The sequence below is a fragment of the Okeania sp. SIO2B3 genome (assembly GCF_010672525.1).
In the GTDB taxonomy this organism is placed as follows: domain Bacteria; phylum Cyanobacteriota; class Cyanobacteriia; order Cyanobacteriales; family Microcoleaceae; genus Okeania.
On sequence record NZ_JAAHGH010000084.1, the window covers coordinates 1 to 20,259 of the forward strand.

The 20,259-nt window shown below is 36.9% G+C and carries 13 protein-coding genes; 7 read left to right on the plus strand and 6 right to left on the minus strand.

The window, feature by feature from the left end:
• The first annotated feature begins 183 nt into the window (after window positions 1-183).
• From pstA to F6K15_RS29640, 4 genes are all read left to right on the plus strand, one after another.
• On the plus strand, window positions 184-1,128 hold the full coding sequence (gene pstA / locus F6K15_RS29625) for a phosphate ABC transporter permease PstA (RefSeq protein ID WP_293068150.1): 945 nt from the start codon (window positions 184-186) through the stop codon (window positions 1,126-1,128).
• Window positions 1,122-1,916 carry a phosphate ABC transporter ATP-binding protein PstB gene (gene pstB, locus F6K15_RS29630; RefSeq protein WP_363268971.1) on the plus strand — a complete coding sequence of 265 codons (795 nt, stop codon included), beginning with the start codon at window positions 1,122-1,124 and terminating at the stop codon, window positions 1,914-1,916. Before pstA ends, pstB begins: the two co-directional genes overlap by 7 nt.
• Before the next feature lie 1,017 nt (window positions 1,917-2,933).
• Window positions 2,934-3,302 carry a divalent-cation tolerance protein CutA gene (cutA, locus tag F6K15_RS29635; protein WP_293068152.1) on the plus strand — a complete coding sequence of 123 codons (369 nt, stop codon included), beginning with the start codon at window positions 2,934-2,936 and terminating at the stop codon, window positions 3,300-3,302.
• A 74-nt stretch (window positions 3,303-3,376) separates the two neighbouring features.
• The gene (locus tag F6K15_RS29640; protein ID WP_293068155.1) at window positions 3,377-3,859 is read left to right on the plus strand and encodes an RpiB/LacA/LacB family sugar-phosphate isomerase; all 483 of its coding nucleotides are present in this window, start codon (window positions 3,377-3,379) and stop codon (window positions 3,857-3,859) included.
• Between the two features lie 806 nt (window positions 3,860-4,665).
• Here the strand turns inward: F6K15_RS29640 and F6K15_RS29645 are convergent.
• The 6 genes from F6K15_RS29645 to F6K15_RS29670 all read right to left on the minus strand — a co-directional run bounded on the left by F6K15_RS29645 (window position 4,666) and on the right by F6K15_RS29670 (window position 11,471).
• Entirely contained in the window at window positions 4,666-5,616 is a 951-nt protein-coding gene (locus tag F6K15_RS29645; protein WP_293068158.1) for a DUF1350 family protein, read from the minus strand.
• A gap of 415 nt (window positions 5,617-6,031) precedes the next feature.
• On the minus strand, window positions 6,032-6,961 hold the full coding sequence (locus F6K15_RS29650) for a RimK family alpha-L-glutamate ligase (protein ID WP_293068161.1): 930 nt from the start codon (window positions 6,959-6,961) through the stop codon (window positions 6,032-6,034).
• A gap of 186 nt (window positions 6,962-7,147) precedes the next feature.
• On the minus strand, window positions 7,148-7,837 hold the full coding sequence (locus F6K15_RS29655) for a hypothetical protein (RefSeq protein WP_293068163.1): 690 nt from the start codon (window positions 7,835-7,837) through the stop codon (window positions 7,148-7,150).
• Between the two features lie 14 nt (window positions 7,838-7,851).
• Window positions 7,852-8,628 (minus strand): hypothetical protein, encoded by a 777-nt coding sequence (locus F6K15_RS29660; protein WP_293068166.1) that lies wholly within the window; start codon window positions 8,626-8,628, stop codon window positions 7,852-7,854.
• 139 nt (window positions 8,629-8,767) lie between these two features.
• Window positions 8,768-9,010 (minus strand): hypothetical protein, encoded by a 243-nt coding sequence (locus F6K15_RS29665; protein ID WP_293068169.1) that lies wholly within the window; start codon window positions 9,008-9,010, stop codon window positions 8,768-8,770.
• Window positions 9,011-10,007: 997 nt separating this feature from the next.
• On the minus strand, window positions 10,008-11,471 hold the full coding sequence (locus F6K15_RS29670; protein WP_293068171.1) for an NYN domain-containing protein: 1,464 nt from the start codon (window positions 11,469-11,471) through the stop codon (window positions 10,008-10,010).
• Between the two features lie 551 nt (window positions 11,472-12,022).
• Between F6K15_RS29670 and F6K15_RS29675 the strand changes: the two genes are divergently transcribed.
• From F6K15_RS29675 to F6K15_RS29685, 3 genes are all read left to right on the plus strand, one after another.
• Window positions 12,023-13,531 carry a UbiD family decarboxylase gene (locus tag F6K15_RS29675; protein WP_293068201.1) on the plus strand — a complete coding sequence of 503 codons (1,509 nt, stop codon included), beginning with the start codon at window positions 12,023-12,025 and terminating at the stop codon, window positions 13,529-13,531.
• A gap of 2,065 nt (window positions 13,532-15,596) precedes the next feature.
• Window positions 15,597-17,393 carry a histidine ammonia-lyase gene (gene hutH, locus F6K15_RS29680; RefSeq protein WP_293068174.1) on the plus strand — a complete coding sequence of 599 codons (1,797 nt, stop codon included), beginning with the start codon at window positions 15,597-15,599 and terminating at the stop codon, window positions 17,391-17,393.
• Window positions 17,394-18,679: 1,286 nt separating this feature from the next.
• Window positions 18,680-20,230, plus strand: coding sequence for a long-chain fatty acid--CoA ligase (locus F6K15_RS29685; RefSeq protein WP_293068176.1), 1,551 nt, complete (start codon window positions 18,680-18,682; stop codon window positions 20,228-20,230).
• Window positions 20,231-20,259: the final 29 nt, after the last annotated feature.

The following is a 20,259-nucleotide window of genomic DNA, read 5'->3' on the forward strand; positions in this document are numbered from 1 at the left end:
TATTCGTTCAATGCGCTATGCTTAACCGCATGATACAGAATGGTAAACCCGAAAGTTATCAAGTATACATCTAGACTGCGCCTCTCCAGGGAGTCATCTGCGATCGCCACTTTCATGCAACAAAGCCATTATTAATTATTAATTGTTAAATATATGTCGATAAATTAGAGGAACTTGATATAGATGTCAAATCAAGATTTTACCAAGAGATATTTACCTTTCAATGATCTTCAAAGTAATCTGAATAAACGAAATTTGGTGAATAATATTTTTGCCATAATTGGTTTGTTAGTAATTACGGGAGCAATATTAATATTAGCTGCTTTAATCATTAAAATGATGATTGATGGCTTACCACGTCTAAATTGGAACTTCTTATTTTCTTTTCCTAGTAGAAAACCGGAAGAAGCAGGAATTTTATCAGCCTGGGTAGGTACTTGTTTAGTGATGTTAGTAACTACATTAGTAGCAGTGCCTTTAGGAGTTGCTTCTGGTATTTATCTAGAAGAATATGCTCGGAAAAATTGGATAGCCGATCTAATAGAAATTAATGTGACAAATCTTGCAGGTGTACCTTCAATTATTTATGGTTTATTAGCATTAGGATTTTTTGTTTATCAGTTAAATTTAGGAGAAAGTATTCTCACCGCAGGCTTAACTTTAGCCTTATTAATTTTACCTATAGTTATTGTCACTACTCGTGAAGCTCTCCGCTCTATTCCAACTAATTTACGAGAAGCCGCTTATGCTCTTGGAGCAAGTAAGTGGCAAATGATTTGGGACCATCTTTTGCCTTACTCTTTTGGTACTATTCTTACTGGTATAATTATTGGTTTATCACGGGCAATAGGAGAAACAGCTCCAGTTATTACTATTGGTGCATTGACATTTATTGCTTTTTTACCAGAATCTCCGGTGAAAAGTGAATTTCCGTTTATTTCTTTTTCCTGGCTCCAAGCTCCATTTACATTAATGCCAATTCAGATGTTTAACTGGGTTTCTCGCCCACAGAAAGCATTTGAAATAAATGCAGCAGCAGCAGGTACTATATTAACTATTATGACTTTGACAATCAATACTCTAGCTATTTATTTACGTTATTTAGTTCGTAAAGGTATCAAATGGTAAACTTTTATAGAAACAAACAAGAATTAATTACTATAAAGCCCAAAGCAGAAGTAAAAAAACTGAATTTTTATTATGGTTCATCCCATGTTTTAAAAAATATTAATTTGGTTGTAGCAGAAAAAAAAATTACTGCATTAATCGGACCTTCAGGGTGTGGAAAAACTACTTTATTACGCTGCTTTAATAGGATGCATGATTTGTATCCAGGAAATTACTATGAAGGGGAAATATGGCTAGATTCTCTGAATATTTTGGCGAAAAATATTGACCCAATAGAAGTACGAATGCGCATTAGTATGGTATTTCAAAAACCCAATCCGTTTCCCAAATCAATTTATGAAAATGTAGCTTATGGTTTGCGGGTGCGTGGTGAAAAAAAACGGAGTTTAATTGATGAAAAAGTAGAACAAGCTCTTCGAGGTGCAGCTCTTTGGAATGAGGTGAAAGATAGATTAAAAGAGGTAGCTTTTAATTTGTCTGGAGGTCAACAACAACGTCTATGTATAGCTCGTGCTCTAGTAGGAGAACCTGAGATGATTTTATTGGATGAACCTACTTCTGCTCTTGACCCAATTGCTACTGCTAAAATTGAAGAATTGATGAGTCAATTAAAAGAAAAGATAACTATTTTAATTGTGACTCATAGTATGCAGCAAGCTGCAAGATTATCTGATTATACGGCGTTTATGTATTTAGGGGAATTGATAGAATTTAGTGAAACTAAAGATTTATTTGCTGACCCTAAAAATCAGAAAACAGAAGATTATTTGCATGGCAGAATTGGTTAATTGAAGAAGGAATAAGGAATAAGGAATAAGGAAGGAGGAAGGAGGAAGAAGGAAGAACCGAAGGACTAATACCTGAATCCTAAGAAATAGCCTAGCTATTTGTAGCAAAAATTTCTCAAATTGGTGTTATACCAAGGGTCATTTCAGTTATCAGTTATCAGTACCTCTATTTAAAGTCAGAGGCTTGAAATATTGAACTTGATTTTTTTTCATCCCCTTGTAGAGCGGTAGCTCGCGGCGCAGCCAAGGGGAGGTTTCAGACCTTATTTTTTGGTGAAAAAAGAATACTTTTCTTAGGTTAAATTTCAATTATTAAGTAATTAATACAGGTACAATAACATTTTTGATAATTAGTACTTGCTGATTAAATATTAAAGCATTGAAAGATAAATATTTTAGCCTTTTTAGGTCTTGAAAAAGTGCCTGGTTTTCAGCTCTTGATGCTCAAAAAGTTAGGATTTTGAGCAGACAAGATTCTTACTCCCCTTTGTGTCCCTATGTCTGGTGAGTCCCCCCATCTCGTCGTCTGGTGCGTCTCCCCCTCCCCGTGTCCTACCCCCACAACCAATTTTTCAGCAAACCCTAATTAGTAGGCCAGAGCGTGTATTAAAAAAGCAGTCAGCAGTCAGCAGTCAGTAAGATTATTTTTCTAAGCTGTTAAAAGCTGATAGCTAGTTAATTATTCTGATGTTTACCAAATAATTAATAATTAAATAATTCGTGCCTTAAAGCCTCCCCTTTTAAGGAGAAAAAAGCGGTCGTTTGCGGAGCATTCCGTAGGATGGGATGGCGAGGAAACCTGCCCCATATCCAATCGAGCAAGAGAAGAAATAATATTTCCTTATATTCAATTCCGTAACGGTTAAAACCTGAGGTAATTATCAATTATCCATTAATGAATTCTTCCCTACTCCCCTACTCAAGAAAATGTAGCAAAAATTTATCTCCCTTGGTATTGAGAATTGTTTTACTGATACAATATCTCAGTTTTATGTTACTTTTACCAGAGAGTGAAACTTGAAGTTTCAAAAAAAATATTTAGTAAAGGAGTCAGAGAAAATGTCGCCAGAATATCTTATGGTAATTACGACAACTTCCAGTAGAAAAGATGCGGATAATATAGCTAAATACTTACTTGAAAAAAGGCTAGCTGCTTGTATTCAAATTTTCAGCTCCATAACTAGCAGTTATTGGTGGAATGACAAAATATGTACAGATGAAGAATGGTTATGTTTGATTAAGACAAGTCAGAAAAATTATGAAACCTTAGAGAAAGCCATTAGAGAAGTTCACCCTTACGAAACCCCTGAAGTAATTGCTTTACCAATTCTAACTGGAAGCCAAGATTATCTCGCCTGGTTAGGCAATCAACTGGAAAATAATTAACTTTAATGAGATAATTTATATTGTCTAAAAATAGGCTTTTTTGTGGAAAATTTCTGAGGAGTTAAGGTAAAGAAATGAAAATTTTGCTGGGAGCAGATACTTATGGTTTTCACCTCAAGGAAGCAGTCAAACAACACCTACTTAATCAAGAGTTAGAAATAGAAGATGTAGGAATTAGCGATCGCTCGACTGAAACTCCTTACTATCAAATTGCTTCAGAGGTGGCCAAACGAGTAGGAAGCGATCGAGCATATCGAGGTATTTTGGTTTGTGGTACAGGCATGGAAATGGCCATCATTGCCAACAAACACCCGAACGTCTATGCGGCTGTGTGTGAAAGTATTTATGCTGCCCAAAAATCCCGCTCTATTAATAACTCGAACATCTTAACTTTAGGAGGTTTGATTACCACTCCTCCAGTGGCCCAGGAAATCGTCAATAACTGGCTGAAGACTGAGTTTACCTCAGAATGGGAACCACCCATTCAAGAATGGTTGCACAACTCAATGAAAGAGATTAGTCAGATCGAACAAGAACAATTTGGAACAAATAAATAACATACAACAAGTATCGGTGTTTCTCTTCAATAAAGAAAGAGTCCTTTACTTTTCCGCCGTTATTTTCTAACAGATTTACAACGCTTTTTAGATGAATAAATCAGCTAGGAATAGATGGAGAATATCAACAGTGACTTTTACTCCTCGATCATTACATATTGAGTACTCCCTAATTACCGAAAAATTGTGCTTTAAAGCCTCTTCTTTTAAGGGGATAAAAAGAAAAATTTTCATGATTAGTCAATCCTCTTCTTTTAAAGGAGAGGTAATTGTTAATTAGGGTTTGCTGAAAAAGTATTTTTGCGGGGGTAGGAGACAGGAGATAGGAGACAGGAGACAACCCACCCCTCGCCCCTCCCCCTCCCAACCCACCCCTAACCCCTCCCAGGAGGGGAGGGGAGAAATGGGAATGTAGAGGAGGTAGAAGCTAAGTTTTGTCTCTTAATTTTTCTGCCCAACTCTTGCACAAAATGCTAGTTTTTTTGAGCTTTCTTGACGGAAAACAGGCACTTTTTTTTTACCTAAAACAGCTAAAACCTTTATCTATCAATGCTTTTATATTTAATCAGCAAGCCCTAATTATTAATTATTGAACATATTGCTTTTGAAATTATGTACCAATATTTATAGCAGTCGAAGAAAAGGTTAGGACATATCAAAAGCTTATACCGTTTCACGGAATTCAAAAGTCAAAAGTCATGCATTATTATTTTATATCTCAAAACTTTGATACTTCACTAATTTCAGCAAATTATTCGACATTTAAAGTTTGAAACTATTTGTAATATACTTTTTTCAAATTGGTATTAAAACTCAGACAAAGCCAGATTTTTCCTTATTCCTTTTCTTCCTTCTTCTTCAACCAATAAATGTAAAGCTACTTGTTCTAAATATCTGTGAGAAATTGGCTGAATAAATTTATCTAAAGGATTCAAATCAACAATATAGTTACCTATTTTTATTCCCACTGGTTCTAAATGTTTACCGAGAATTTCTTGATGTAATAACCCTTGATTTTTCAAGGTATTTATTAACCAAAGTACATCACTTTTATCTTGAATTTCTTGACTTTTGTATCGATCTGTGATGCTACCTGCAACAGTATCTTGAGTAAAAGAAATCATAGAAATTAACTGAAATAAATCACTATGTTTAATCAAAGATTGGGTTTGTTTTCGATTGGGTTTTACTCCTAAACCAATTCGGTCTATTAATTTTGCTAAAGCAGGGATAGGTATAGCGCTATTTGTGTCACTAATATCTGGAGCGATTAACAAAGAATGCTGATTTAAAATGGTAGTTATACTGGGATGAATTTGATGGAAAATTCTTTCTATTTTTTCTATCTCGTGAACATCAGCATATTTTCTGAGTTTGTCTTGCCATCCATTTTCACTCAGGAATTCTAGCAGGACAATATATTTGCAGCCTAAACTATGACCAACCCAAAAATATTTTGAGGGGTCAGTATAGATATTATTTTGATAACCCAATTTTTCAGCAAGTTCTGGCATGGCTTTTGCTAAAATACTTTGTTCTTTTAATAAACTAATAGCAATCGGCCAATGTTGGAAACTAAAGCGGAAAGGTAAAGCAATAATACTGTATCCTTGAGCATACATTTGACTTAAGAAATAGCGATAAAAAATCGTTGGGAAACTGCCAAAAAAAGCTCCGCCGATAAATTGGATAATTCCACGAGGTTGAGGATGAAGTGCTACCCAACTAAAAGAAAGTGGTGTGAATTTTAAACTCATAATTTTATAGTAGGAAACAGGTTTTAATGAAGTCATAATTCAGAAGTTAGAAGTTCTTTTTGTCACCGGGATTTGAGCAAGTATCCAAGTCAAATAACTTCCGTAAATTACTGTATAATTAAACCTTGGCGTTGCTGAATTGAAGTATGAATGTGCGATTTTTTGGTTCTGGTCAAGCCCCCTAAATCCCCCAAGTTTGGGGGACTTTTAGAGTTTTATCCCCCCCAATTTTGGGGGGTTAGGGGGGCAAAATTATACCCAGAATCAGCAACGCCTAAAACTTTTATAGCTCTATAAAATCTGACTTTTAACTTTTGACTTTTATTTGTTTTTATTTGTAGTTCTATAAAATCTGACTTTTGACTTTTATTTGTAGTTCTATAAAAACTGACTTTTAACTTTTGACTTTTAACTTTTAACTTTTAACTTTTAAAGATGCCAGTAATCTAGCTATGGCATTACTAATAGGTTGATTTGTTTCTTGCTGATAATATGTAAATCCTGGAGAAGGATTCACCTCAAAACAGTACCATTCGCCCTCTGGGGTTTCTCGCAAATCTATACCAGCTAAAGATAATTCCATTTCTGCCGCCATTAGTCTACATTTATTTTCTATATCTTCCGGTAAACGACAATTAAAAATTTCAGGAGCATTGGCAACTCCCGCGTAACGATAATCATCTGCAGCAGAACTAATAGCACAGGCAAATATATCTTCACCCACTACATGAACCCGATAATCCCTACCAGGTATATATTGTTGAAATTGAGTTGGACAAGAAACAACATTATCCAAACGTTCCTCGTGTTCTGGTCGTAGCTGAGAAACCTTACTGCGGGTACTACTAACAGATTTGTAAATCACACTGCCATGGTTTTGCCAAAACTCATGTACCGCATTCGGAGTCGTAGTAACTAAAGTGTCAGGTACTTGAAATCCAAACTTACAAATTTGCTGTAACTGATACGGTTTAGAATTATTCGCTGCCATTGCTGAAAAGCGATTTAAAACTAAGGCAGAAGTAATTTCTACCCATGACAACAAAGCATTGTCTACTGCAGTCGCGTGTTGCCAAGCATAACTCTCAGCTCCTGCTTCCATGATTTCCGGAAGTCTGTAGGAGTTGTGGGGACGCAAATAAACTCCTGTGACTGCACTCAAGTCTATTTTGTGAGTAGAAGTCCAGATTTCCCCTGTAATTTTTTCCCCTACAGAAAGCTTAACTTCAGTTTCAAGAATTTCTCGTTGGTTGAGCAGTACATGAGGTATACCTAAATTTTGCAATTCTTTCTGTACTGCTGCTAAAGGTGAATCTCCGGGTAGTCCCCACAACAGAATTAACATTTTTTTTCCTCGTTAAAAAAAGCGGTCATTTCAGTTATCAGTTATCAGTACCTCTAGCTGTTCCGGACTCAACAATTCTGTGCCATAGTGACAGAGGATTTTAACGTAGTAGGGGCGAATGGTATTCGCCCAATGCTGATAGCTGTTTGCGCAGCATTCCGGTACGGAAATGCTAAAAGCTGATAGCTAATTAAAATACTCCAGAATGGCAGTAGCGATCGCTGGTTGAGAAATATCTGTCCACAAATTAGCATCAATAAATTCTGCATCAGCATCAGCTTTACTAAACTGAACAGTTAATAACTCAACTCCAGCAGCATCAGCAAGACATCTAGCTTGAGTTGCTAAGGTGGGGTCAACTTCACCAATACAACGCTTACCAACAACAGTTACTGTTGCGGAATATTTTGGAATTACTTCTGGCAAATTTTCCTTCCCTAGAGCAATATGTTGATGCAGAGGACGTACAAACATCCCCGCTTGAGCAGCAGCATAGATCCATTGGGGCGATCGCCAATTCGATCCAAGTAGACAAGTTGGTGTCGGTCGGTTGAGCATTGGGCATTTTAGTGTATTTAACCAGGAAACCAAAAATGCTGTCATTTCAGCAGCTACATAAGTGCGGTCGCTAGGAACAATATGAAAAAGTTCCTCTGGAAAAACTACAGGGAGGCGAGTTAACACACCTGTTATTTGTGCAACTTCTATAATTTTTCCTCCCACTACCGCCGTAGAATTTTTGGTATTTCCCAGATGGTGTCGCCACCCAACCACTGATAAATCTTCAGGGGTTAGTAGCGTTACACCATCAGTTGCCGAATGTTCAATAAAAGACCGAGCAGACTTGTCATATTTACTAGCAATAACAACAAGCACCACTCTACTCCTTTTTATCCGTTGTTAACAGCAGTTTCACCAACAGCAGGACGCTCTTCAGAAGATATGAAAGCTTCTTGCGTTGCTAGACGTTGTCCGATGTTATCGATACTTTGAGCCATTAAAGCTAGTGTTTGTTGTACTTCATTTCCTTGGTTAGCGGTAACTGTTTCGATATTTTCTTTGGGATTTTTTTCAGATTCTTTGGCTTCTTTGATTTCTTTTATTTCTGGTTTTACTTCTTTAACAGTTTTGTCAGATACAAGAGATGGCAGCTGAAATAAACTACCTCCATTAGCAGTTGGTAGGGCATAAACTAATTGGTCAAAATCAGAAGCTTTAGGTGTGTTTTCACTGACAAATGTTCCTCGGTGTTCGGGAGTTACTAAGACATTAATTTTCTGAAAAAGATTGCGCGCAAATATTTCTACAAATCCACGAATTTCGACCGTATCAACCCCTGGCTTGAGAGTAGTAATATCTGGTTGTAAAATAACTAAAGCTGTATCTTGGGCAGGTATTCCTACATCAAGACTAAATTTACGACGGTCTCGACTGCGAGTTAAATCCCCAAATATGTTATTTCCTCCAGCATCAATGACAGTAATAGTATCATCTACATTTAAGTTAGGTGTTGTAGCTGTAAATTGGACTTGAAGCCACAAAATAGTGTTATTAGGATTAGCAATTGTTAAAAAGTAACCTTGGAGAACTTGACGGTCAGAATTAGGAATATTTCCTGCCTTAGGAGTGATAGGTTTTAAGAGTAGTTCAAATGTTGAAACTAGCATTGTTTGCCCTCAAAAAAAAGTAGTTTTTTGGTTATCAAAAATGATTGATAACTTTGATTTTTTTTGGTGTTTTTTGTTCACCTGTATCTACCTTAACCTGATAATTATCGAGTGTGTAGGACAAAAACCTAAAAGTGATTTACATTTTTCGCTCCGTAATGCGATCGCGTTGCCAACGTGCCAAAATTTCAGCAGCAAGACGACGAATAGGTCGAGATGGTTGTCTTCTTTGTGCTGCCCATTTGTCTATTGTATCTCTGGTTACTCCTAACATTAAGGCTAAGGAATCTCTGGTTAACCCTTCTCGAATATTAAGCAATGTTAGAGGGTCTATTTCTTGAGTTTCTGCTTCTATTCGTGAAATCACTATAGTTTTGGACATAAAAATTTTTTCCCCAACTAGAACCTATCATTTATACTACTCAGGACTTACCCAAAATTCCGGTGTTATAGCGCTGTGCGCAGCTCATCTGGCAATAGGCAACAGCTCATCTGGAGGAATAAATTGCTGTTTGCGCAAGCATTCCGTAGGAATCATATAAGACTTTTAGCTATTGGACAGTTGCTGTAATTTGTACATAAGTCAGCGCACATTGCTATATTAGCTGTTGTATAGACTTTCCTGTAGGACGCCATACAAATTGAGTTATTGTGTAAGTCCTGTTAATTTTCATATTTCTGAGACTGCCATAGGTTATGCAGTTATGATGTCAATGGTTAAATAACGAATTTTGACATTGATGATTTGAGGTATGATATCATGTCCGGATAATTAGACATCTCCAAAAATCAAAAATAGAATCAATTATTATCCATAAATTATCAATTCTTTCCCCCCTGTTGCCTGTTGCCTTTCGGAGCTGTTGCCTGTTGCCTCTTTTCTGGAGATGTCTATTGAGGGATATAACTCCGTTCCGCTTACGCGACCAAAAAACTTTCTTCTTCTTTCTTCCCTCCTGACTAATGACTCCTTAGTTCCCCTCCTGGGGGGGGGAGGGGCGAGGGGTGGGTTAATACCAAATTGATAAATGTTTGCTACAAATACTTAGGGTGTTTATTCTAATTGAGAATTTAAAATTTAGAATGCACGCGGGGATAGATTTAATACCATTTTTGATGTTGTAAATCACATTTTTTGTCAAACATACTTTATTTGAAAGTCTTTTTATGGTGCTTATTATTCGTAACATTCTTTTTTCAAAATGGTATAACTCCTAAGTAATAATGCAACAGGCAACAGGCAGGAATATTTAAGAGCAAGAAAAAAACTTAGATATTCACTCTTGAGTTTACACAAACGATACCAGTGGAAATGATATCAGAGATTACTTTTAACTTTTAACTTTTAACTTTTACCTTGCGCGGAGCGCTATACTTCCCTACTCTTTATCCGCGATCGCTACTTGATATTTATTACCAACTTTTTTCAAATTAAACGTGTTAGAAGACTTTAAAAAGTCGAGAAATTTACCACTTAATTTTAACTGTTTCAGGATTGTAGTAATAGAATGACTATATTGTTTTTTAAATTTTGTGCCAATAATAGAAATGCAAATGTAGCCATGAGGATCATGAGCAGCTAAAACTTCAATAATATTCACCAACGCTTGTTCCAATTCTTTTGGAGAGCTAATTATCTGTGAATTTATAGTCGGTACATTTTCAGCAGGTTCTGGAGAGCTAATTATCTGTGAATTTACAGTCTGTATATTTTGGGCAGCGTTCGCCACTTTATATTCTTTAGATCTTGGTTTTTTTTTCACTCTAAATTTAGCAGAGAATTTGAAAAAGTTCTCCAGGTCATTGTTAATTTTTAAATCCTTTAATACCTGCCCCATATCCTCCCCAAATATTGCCATAAATTTTTCATCAACTAAGTTCAAATCCACAAAAATTTGATTTTTCTTGACTGGAATATTAGAGATGATTTTCATCACTTCTTGCTCAAATTCTGTTCGAGAATTAATCTCCGGTAAATCAACCCCCTTTGACTGAATATTTTCCTCATTTTCAACTAATTCTGTAGCAATATTTTGAGCTGCCAAAATCTCCGCATCTTCAGAAACTACCTCTGATAAATTTTGTTTAGACTCTCGAACTAGAGAAATTTCACATCGTTTCTCCAATAAACTAGCAATAATAGATAACTCAGAGCTGCGCCGACTAATTGACTCATTTTCCACTTGCAACAACTGTTGAATTTGTTCCACAAACTCTTCTAATGGTGGAATTTCTGTTGCCATTTTCAGAGAATAATGCCTCACCTCCAAAGTATTTCGATTTTCTATACTCAGAATATTATCCGGTTGTCTTCTCACCCGATAAACAGTCAAACCTTGATTTTGTAAACTATTACAAAGGTGAGTCAATAACCAATCCGAAGAACAAACAAAAACAGCTTTAGCATCAGAATATTGCCTACCAATAGCTGCCCCCATAGAAATCATTTGAGCATCAGCACTATTTTTACCTTCCGGAACATGAATAAGTTGATATCCACGCTCAAAAAGTTCTGCATCATATTTGCTCAAACTAGAATTTTTCCAGTTAGCAAAAGCCATCTTAACTTGTAAAGAATATTCAGAAATACTAGCTAAAAATTGCTCTGTATTAACATCAATTTTCAGATTTTCAACATCTAATAATAAAATTGCAATTCCAGTCCTTGGAGCTTCAGATAAAGTTGTTGGTTCAGATTTACTAACAGAAATTTCCTGCCCTATTTTTGATGTAGGCAAATGTGCCATAAACTGCCGACCACAATCTTTGCAGCGATAGCGTTGACGATTGTTGGGACGACCATTTTTGCGTAAAGATGTAGAACCACAAGTGGGACATTTCATAAAAAGGAAGGAAGAAGGTGGAAGGAAGAAGGAAGAAGGAAGAAGGTGGAAGGTGGAAGGGAGAAGGAAAAAACCCTATTTTTAAATAAGCTTTTCAGTAATTTTGCTCCCCACCTCCTCACACTTCCCATGTGTTCCGGAGCGTTCGAGAGCTAGAAACAGCCTTAGCCTTTTGCCCTTTGACATTTTAAAAATACCAGGACTTACGCAAATTGACTTTTAAAGCACCATTTGTAGGGGCGCAATTCGGAGCTTTGCGCCCCTACAAATGGTATTCGCCCTAGCCATAAGTAGAGTCTCTGCGTAAGTCCTGAATACTCTATATCTATTGTCAGTGGATAACTCCTAACTATGCATAACTAACTTCTATTAATAAATAAATGATATATAGCAGTAGAAGGAAAGGGTGCGGACATATCAAAATCTTAAAACTCATACAACGCAATATTCTTTCCTCTGCTATAAAAAAACTCCTTTCTAGCTACTGACAACTAATAACTGATATGACTCCTATGATATCATACCGTTGTTTAACAAAAGTTAATAAAAATATGGCCCGCGACTTAAGAGGATTCCTGAAAATTTTAGAAGACCGAGGACAATTATGCCGAATTAAAGCCTTAGTTGACCCTGACCTAGAAATAGCAGAAATTTGTAACCGAATGTTGCAAAAGGGTGGCCCTGGTCTTCTGTTTGAAAATGTCAAAGGGTCTGACTACCCCATAGCAATAAACTTGTTGGGTACAGAAGAAAGAGTATGCTGGGCAATGAATATGGAAAAACCCCAAGAATTGGAAACCTTGGGCAAAAAACTGGGGATGCTGCAACAACCAAAACCACCAAAAAAGATTTCCCAAGCAGTAGAATTTGGCAAAGTTTTGTTTGATGTTGTCAAAGCAAAACCAGGGCGCGATTTTTTCCCTCCTTGTCAACAAGTTGTTGTTGAGGGAGACGCTCTCGACTTAAACCAAATTCCTATGATACGTCCCTATCCTGGAGATGCGGGTAAAATTATTACTCTCGGTTTGGTTATTACAAAAGATTGTGAAACAGGTACACCAAATGTAGGGGTATATCGGTTACAGTTACAGTCGCGTAATACTATGACGGTACATTGGTTATCCGTCCGTGGTGGGGCGCGACATTTGCGAAAAGCAGCAGAAAATGGGAAAAAGTTGGAAATTGCAATTGCTCTGGGAGTAGACCCATTAATTATTATGGCTGCTGCTACTCCAATTCCGGTAGACTTGTCAGAATGGCTATTCGCAGGACTTTACGGTGGCTCCGGGGTGAAGTTAAATAAGTGTAAAACCTTAGATTTGGAAATACCCGCAGATTCAGAATTTGTGCTTGAGGGTACAATTACTCCTGGGGAAATGTTACCAGACGGTCCCTTTGGCGACCACATGGGTTATTATGGTGGGTTGGAAGATTCTCCGGTGATTAAATTTCACTGTATGACTCACCGCAAAGACCCAATTTATTTGACCACTTTTAGTGGGAGACCGCCAAAAGAAGAAGCAATGATGGCGATCGCTCTTAACCGGATATATACTCCTATTCTCCGACAGCAAGTTTCAGAAATTGTTGATTTTTTCCTCCCTATGGAAGCTCTGAGTTACAAAGCTGCGGTAATTTCTATTAAGAAAGCTTATCCAGGTCAAGCACGAAGAGCAGCATTAGCTTTTTGGAGTGCTTTACCACAGTTTACTTATACAAAATTTGTAATTGTGGTGGACGATAAGATTAATATTCGTGACCCTCGTCAAGTAGTCTGGGCAATTAGCTCTAAAGTCGATCCTTCTAGAGATGTGTTTATTTTGCCGAATACACCTTTTGATAGTTTAGATTTTGCTAGCGAGAAAATTGGTTTAGGTGGTCGTATGGGAATAGATGCTACTACAAAAATTCCTCCTGAAACTGACCATGAGTGGGGTGCTGCTTTGGAGTCTGATGCTGATGTTGCTGCAATGGTGGATAGACGTTGGGGTGAGTATGGGTTGGATGATTTGAATTTGGGGGAGGTCGATCCGAATTTATTTGGATATGATATTCAGTGATTCTACTGAGTAGCAGTTTGCAACTTTCTGTAGGTACAAAATTTTGGGAAAGTAGGCAATACAGAAGAAGGGTCATTTCAGTTTATCAGTTATCAGTTATCAGTACCTCCGGCTAAAGCCATAGGCTTGAAATACTGAAGTTGATCTTTTTTCATCTCCTTGAAAGGGGAGCCTTGAGACCTTCTTTTTTGGTCAGAAGAGGTAAAAAGCAAGAAGCTATCGATCTTCCCTGCTGGAATTCTATATCCTCCATACCTCATCTATCCCTTATCTCAAGTCTGATTAGACATCTCCTGCAAAAGAGGGAACAGGGAGGAATAATTGATAATTTATGGGTAATAATTGATTTTATTTTTGATTTTTACGCCTATATCTATTAAGAAAGCCATAATAAAAATGTTCTTCTGTTGAGAGAGAATATTTTTTCCGTTTGTCATGGGGAACAAACAAATTTCCTCTTGTTCCCTACTCCCTACTCCCTAAATTTTTCCGAAGTGGTTATTTAAAGAGACATGATATTACCCATAAGTTTTAGAAGTATTGGAGGGTGGGTCCCCACCCCTAATATCATGTCCGGTAGCATCGGAGCGTATATAAAATTAAGGTGAAAATAGGAGAAAACCTCCTGCCTCCTGCCTCCTGCCTTCTGCCTCCTGCCTCCCAGGAGGGGAAATGTGGGGGGATGGTTATAGTCGCAATGCTGCTAGAAATTAAATGGCGCACCCATTAGTTATTCACTTTTAGCCACCTCTTTCATTAGACATCTGGTAAAAATCCAAAATAAAATCAATTATGATACAGAAATTATCAATTATTCCCCTCCTGGGAGGGGGAGGGGCGAGGGGTGGGTTTCCTACTGCCTACTGCCTACTCCCTCTTTTGGAGGAGATGTCTATATATTTATGAGAAATGGCAGGTTTGTCTTCACTTCCCTATATTCCTCCTCTCCCTCGTCTCCCCTATGCTGCAATTGAATTCAATATATGTAGGTAAAGCATAGCTTTTGAGGGGGTATCAAGGAGGGATAGAAGTACAACTTTTTTGATTACCAGTAATTAACCGACATGATATAAAAAGGGTTCAAACTAGCTTAGGATGGGAGGACTAACGATCGCAAATTAGACGAATAAATCAAGTATTTATGACCTCATTTGTTCCTTCTGATTTGATTTTTCTAGAAGGCCAATAAATATTATAAAGGAAAGTTTAACTAGCTGGCAACTGATATAAATTGACGAACCTAATTTATAGTGATTCTAAAATAAATAGACTACAGTTGCCAAAGCATTTTTCTACTTTCTACTCCCTACTTCTTGCTCCTAGGCGCAAAAAGAATTATTTTATAATCTACTTAAAATAAAAATGTTGTAGGTTATGACAATATCTATTGACAATTTAATCTAAAGATTGTTAGATTATTATTGTCCTGGATTCATCAAATGAATATCTCCGTTAAAATACTGACTTGAGATGGAAAGAAAAAACATACTCAAAATTAAGTTTGAATCAGTTAATTTTGAGTTATCTTTGTGATATTATTAATTTAGCTAAAATTATAGATTAGCTAATATCAAGTTACGTTTAATGAGTTATGCTATGATTTAGTTACGTACTCATAAGTTAGAGCCACCAAATTATCACTCCCACCTAAAGTCCACTTTCATCAGTAAAAATTCATTTAAGTTATGTAGTGTGTAAATACCTCATCAAAAATGAACTCTACTAATTAATAATTTCTAGATGCGCCTGTTTGTGTTTTAATTCTTTGTACAATCCCAAAAAAAAAGTCTGGTGAGAGCGACCAATAGAGAACACTGACAATATCTTCTATTGATTACTCAATCACAGACCGATTGATGCCTTTCGCTATTTAAATATTGAATTGCTATTTCTGGTAGCAATTTCAGAGTTAGTTTGTGGTTAAGTTTAGTAAAACTGAACCACTCCATCCAACATGGATACATATAGACATCTACTACTCATTGTAATAGATTCTTTATGTCTTGTTGGTGATATGAGTCATGTAAACGTGTGATTTAAATCGCTCAAGAGGAGAAAAAAACAATTGAGAAATAAATTCCTGAACAACCAACCCCTTCAAAAGTCTGTAGCTAATAAAAGTTCTTCATCTCCCTACAATCAGAGTCTCAAACCCAAAATTGCACCTAGTATTGAGAACAATTTCTTCATCAGGAAATCCCAATCTGCTCAAACATCAAACCTAATAGTTGTTGGTGAAAACAATCTCACTCTCAGACAGGTAGCGAAGGTAGCAAAATTAGGATCGCCAGTTACACTCACAAAACGTCTAGATATTTGCCAAGGTATCCAAGACTCTTGCAACTATATTACCAACGCCGTAGAAACCGGAAAATCAATTTACGGAGTCACTACAGGATTTGGTGGCATGGGTAATACAGCTATTTCCTGTGAAGATGCTGCTGCTTTGCAAGAAAACCTAATTTGGTTTCTCAAGACGGGTGCAGGAAATCGACTCCCCATTGCTGATGTTCGTGCTGCTATGCTGTTGCGGATGAACTCTCATACAAAAGGTGCCTCTGGTATTCGCTATGAATTAATCGAACGTATGGCGATATTCCTCAATGAAGGAGTTACCCCTCATGTTTATGATTTAGGTTCCATTGGTGCTAGTGGGGATCTAGTCCCTCTGGCACATATTACTGGAGCATTACTAGGTTTAGATCCAGCGTTTACTGTAGATTTCAAAGGTACAGAAATCTCAGCTATTGAAGCTCTTAAGCGACTTAAATTACCAACCTTGTCGTTGCGTGCTAAAGAAGGGTTGGCAATGGTTAATGGTACTTCTGTGATGACTGGAATAGCTGCTAATTGCGTAAATGATGCTCATTCATTATTTGCTGTAGCTATTGCGACTCACGCATTAATGATACAAGCACTGGGTGGTACAAATCAGTCATTTCATCCATTTATCCATGGTTTGAAACCTCACCCAGGTCAAGTTTGGGTAGCAGAGCAAATGGTGAATTTGCTGTCTGGTTCCCGTTTGAGTTGTGATGAGTTGAATGGTGATAATCACTTTGATGGTGGTGATTTGATTCAAGACCGTTATTCTATGCGCTGTTTACCGCAGTATTTGGGTCCAGTGGTAGATGGTTTGTGGGATATTGCTAGTCAGATAGAGACAGAAATTAATTCTGTTACTGATAATCCCTTAATTGATGTGAAACGTCAAAGTAGCTATCACGGCGGTAATTTTCTGGGTCAATATGTGGGAGTCGGAATGGACAGATTGCGTTATTTGATTGGGTTAACTGCTAAACATCTAGATGTTCAAATTGCTCTGTTAGTTACTCCTGAATTTAATGGTGGATTACCTGCTTCTTTGGTGGGGAATACTCAACGAAAAGTGAATATGGGATTGAAGGGTTTGCAAATTGCTGGCAATTCAATTATGCCGTTGTTGACTTTTTATGGGAATTCTCTGACTGACCGTTTTCCTACTCATGCGGAACAGTTTAATCAGAATATTAATAGTCAAGGATTTGGTTCTGCTAATTTGGCACGGACTTCTATTAATTTATTCCGACAATATTTAGCGATCGCTTTGATTTTTGCTGTCCAAGCAGTGGAGCAAAAAAATTATGTGCTTTTTGGTAATTATGATGTTGAAAAAAACTTGTCACCTGCAACTAAATTGTTGTACAATATAGTCAGAAAACTGTTAGGAAAACCTGTATCAAAAGAACAGTCTTTGATATGGGATGATTATGAACAAAGTTTAGACATTTATATTTCACGAATTGCAGATGATTTGAGTGCGCCTGGTCAGATTAGTCAAGCTGTTTCTAATATTTTTTCTGAGTTAATGAATGAAAAATAATTGTAAGCATTTCCTGCGGACTGCTGCGCAAACAGCTATTAGCATTTCCTACGGAATGCTCCGCAAACAGCCATCAGATGCATGAACATATTCAAGCAATAACTGAGGTTAGGTTATAGCCAATTTAATTAATGAATTTTAATTCTCCTTGCTGGATAATTCCCCTCTAGCATGATAATGAGTTAATAACAAATAGCTGATAGCTGATAGCTGACTGCTGAATGCTTACAAATAATTAGAATACTCTTCGTTTTTCGTTTTTTTTAAATTATGAGTAAAGTTTAGGGTCTATAGCAGAAGGAAGAAGGAAGAAGGAAAAATCTAGCGTTGTCTGAGTTTTGAGCTTTTAATTCTGTCCTAACTTTTACTTCGACTGCTATACAATATTACCTCCTATATCTTTACTCATAATTAGGGCTTGCTGATTAAATCTAAAAGTATTTACAGATAAAGGTTTTAGCTTTTTTAAGTATCAAAAAGTGCGAGGTTTTAGGTGGTAATGGTTCAATTAGGAGCGGGTTTTGGTCAAGAGTTGAGCATAAAAATCTAGGGACAATTCTTACTACTACCTCCTCTATAATTCCCATTTATCCTGACTCGGTCTTCCCCTGCTGGGAGGTGCTAGGGGTGGGTTTACTCCTCCCCTTACCACAAGACTTTGTTCAGCAAAACCTAATTAGGATTACTTTGAATATTTACGATTTCCTAGAAACAACACAGATAAAAAAATCGGATGTATTTCGGTTTATTTCCTACTCCCCCACTTCTTCATTTTGATTGGTTAAGCCAGAAAAAATAAGGATATTTCGATGAAATTTAAAATTTTTTTTCCAGATTTTTGTTGTAGATGGTTGTGTTTTTTTTTAAGACTAATTTCTCCAAAAAACTACAATTTTGGCTAGAAACAATCGAGCATTGCCAATTTTTTTTTCAACTAGATGCTAGTGATTGGCAACAAATATGTAAAATCATATCTCCGGCTGATTTTATTGCCAAATAAACTACTGATTTTGAAATTAAAAATTACGATTTTTGCCAAAGAGTTAGATTGGTTTTTGATACATTAATCCAATGTATCATACCATTTTGAAAAAAGAATTTTACGCATAATAAGCGTGATTAAAATACTTTAAAGGAGATGTCTTTTTGACATAAAAGAGAATTTCCTAGATCAAAACTGGTATTGAAGCAATTCCCATACGACTCCTGACTCCCCTCCTGGGAGGGGCGGGGGTGGGTTTACTCCTAAGAAATATCCTAGCTATTTGTAGCAAAAATTTATCAATTTGGTATCAAACTACTTTCTACACCATGGAAAAACAAATATTTGGGGTGAAAAAATCACAATGAATATTACACAACATATTGAAAGAGGTGCTCAATTTTTTCCTCACAAAACAGCTTTAATTTTTGAAGAAAAAGTTTTTACTTATGGGGAACTAAATGAGTTAGCAAATCGTGTAACTAATGGTTTGCGGTATTTGGGAATAAAATGTGGCGATCGCGTAGCTTTGTTTTTGCCAAATATTCCTGAATTTGTCATTACTTATTTGGCAATTATCAAACGTGGTGCTGTGGTTGTTTCTGTTAATTCAATGCTGAAAAGTGAAGAAGTTCGCTTCATCCTCAATGATAGTGAAGCAGTAGCAGTTGTGACAACAGAATCTTTAAGGGAGCAAATACCCGATCGGGATCTAGCTTTTCTGAGGAATGTTTTAATTACTCAGGGTGAAACAGATAGAGATATCAGTTTATCTACTCTGATGGAAAAAGGGAGTGCTGATTTCAAGACTGTTTCCATGGAACCGACTGCCCCTGCTGCTATTGTTTACACTTCTGGCACCACTGGTTTTCCTAAAGGAGCAACCCTGTCTCATGGGAATATCTGTTCTAATATGCACTCCGTTAAGCATTGTTGTCAGATCGACTCTGATGATAAATTGTTGCTTTTTTTACCCCTTTCCCACTGTTTCGGTCAGAATTTTATTCTCAATGGTGGGTTAAACGCTTGCGCAACAATTATTTTACAGCGACGGTTTAGGCCAGAAGATGTATTGAAAGCTATTCATAGTCATAGCGTGACCATGTTGTTTGGAGTTCCGACTGTGTTTTTACGCTTGCTGGAGACTGGTGTGTCGCCGTCAGATTTTAACTCGGTGCGCTATTATTTTAGTGCTGCTGCTAAAATATCTGTAGACCTTGTATGTCAGTGGCAAGAATTTTGTGGTAAATTGATATATGAGGGTTATGGATTAACAGAAACTTCTCCTTTTGCTTGTTACAATCACGATTTGAGATATAAATTGGGTTCCATTGGAATGCCAATTGAGAACGTAGAAATGAAAGTTGTGAATGAAGCTGGCGACGAGCTTGAATGTGGGGAAGTTGGAGAGCTGTTAATACGCGGTCCGAATGTCATGCTAGGATATTGGAATCGTACAACAGAAACACAGAAAGTCTTGGATAATGGCTGGTTTCATACAGGCGATCTAGGCAGTATGGATCAGGATGGCTATTTCTATATTGTTGACCGCTTGAAGGATATGATTAATGTTTCTGGGTTCAAAGTGTATCCTTCTGAAGTGGAAAAAGTAATTCTGGAACATCCTGCTGTGCTTGAGGCAGCGGTATATGGTATGAGCGATCGCCTCAAAGGGGAAATTGTTAATGCTAATATTGTTCTCAAACCTAGTAAATTTGTTTCTGCTGAGGAAATAAAAAGTTTTTGTGCTCAGAGAATAGCAAATTATAAAGTACCTCATACATTTCACTTTGTTGATTATATTCCCAAAAATGCTACAGGGAAAGTTCTCAAGCGTGTTTTGCAGCAGACTTAGCGAAGCAGAAGAAAGGTCAAGCTTTTGTT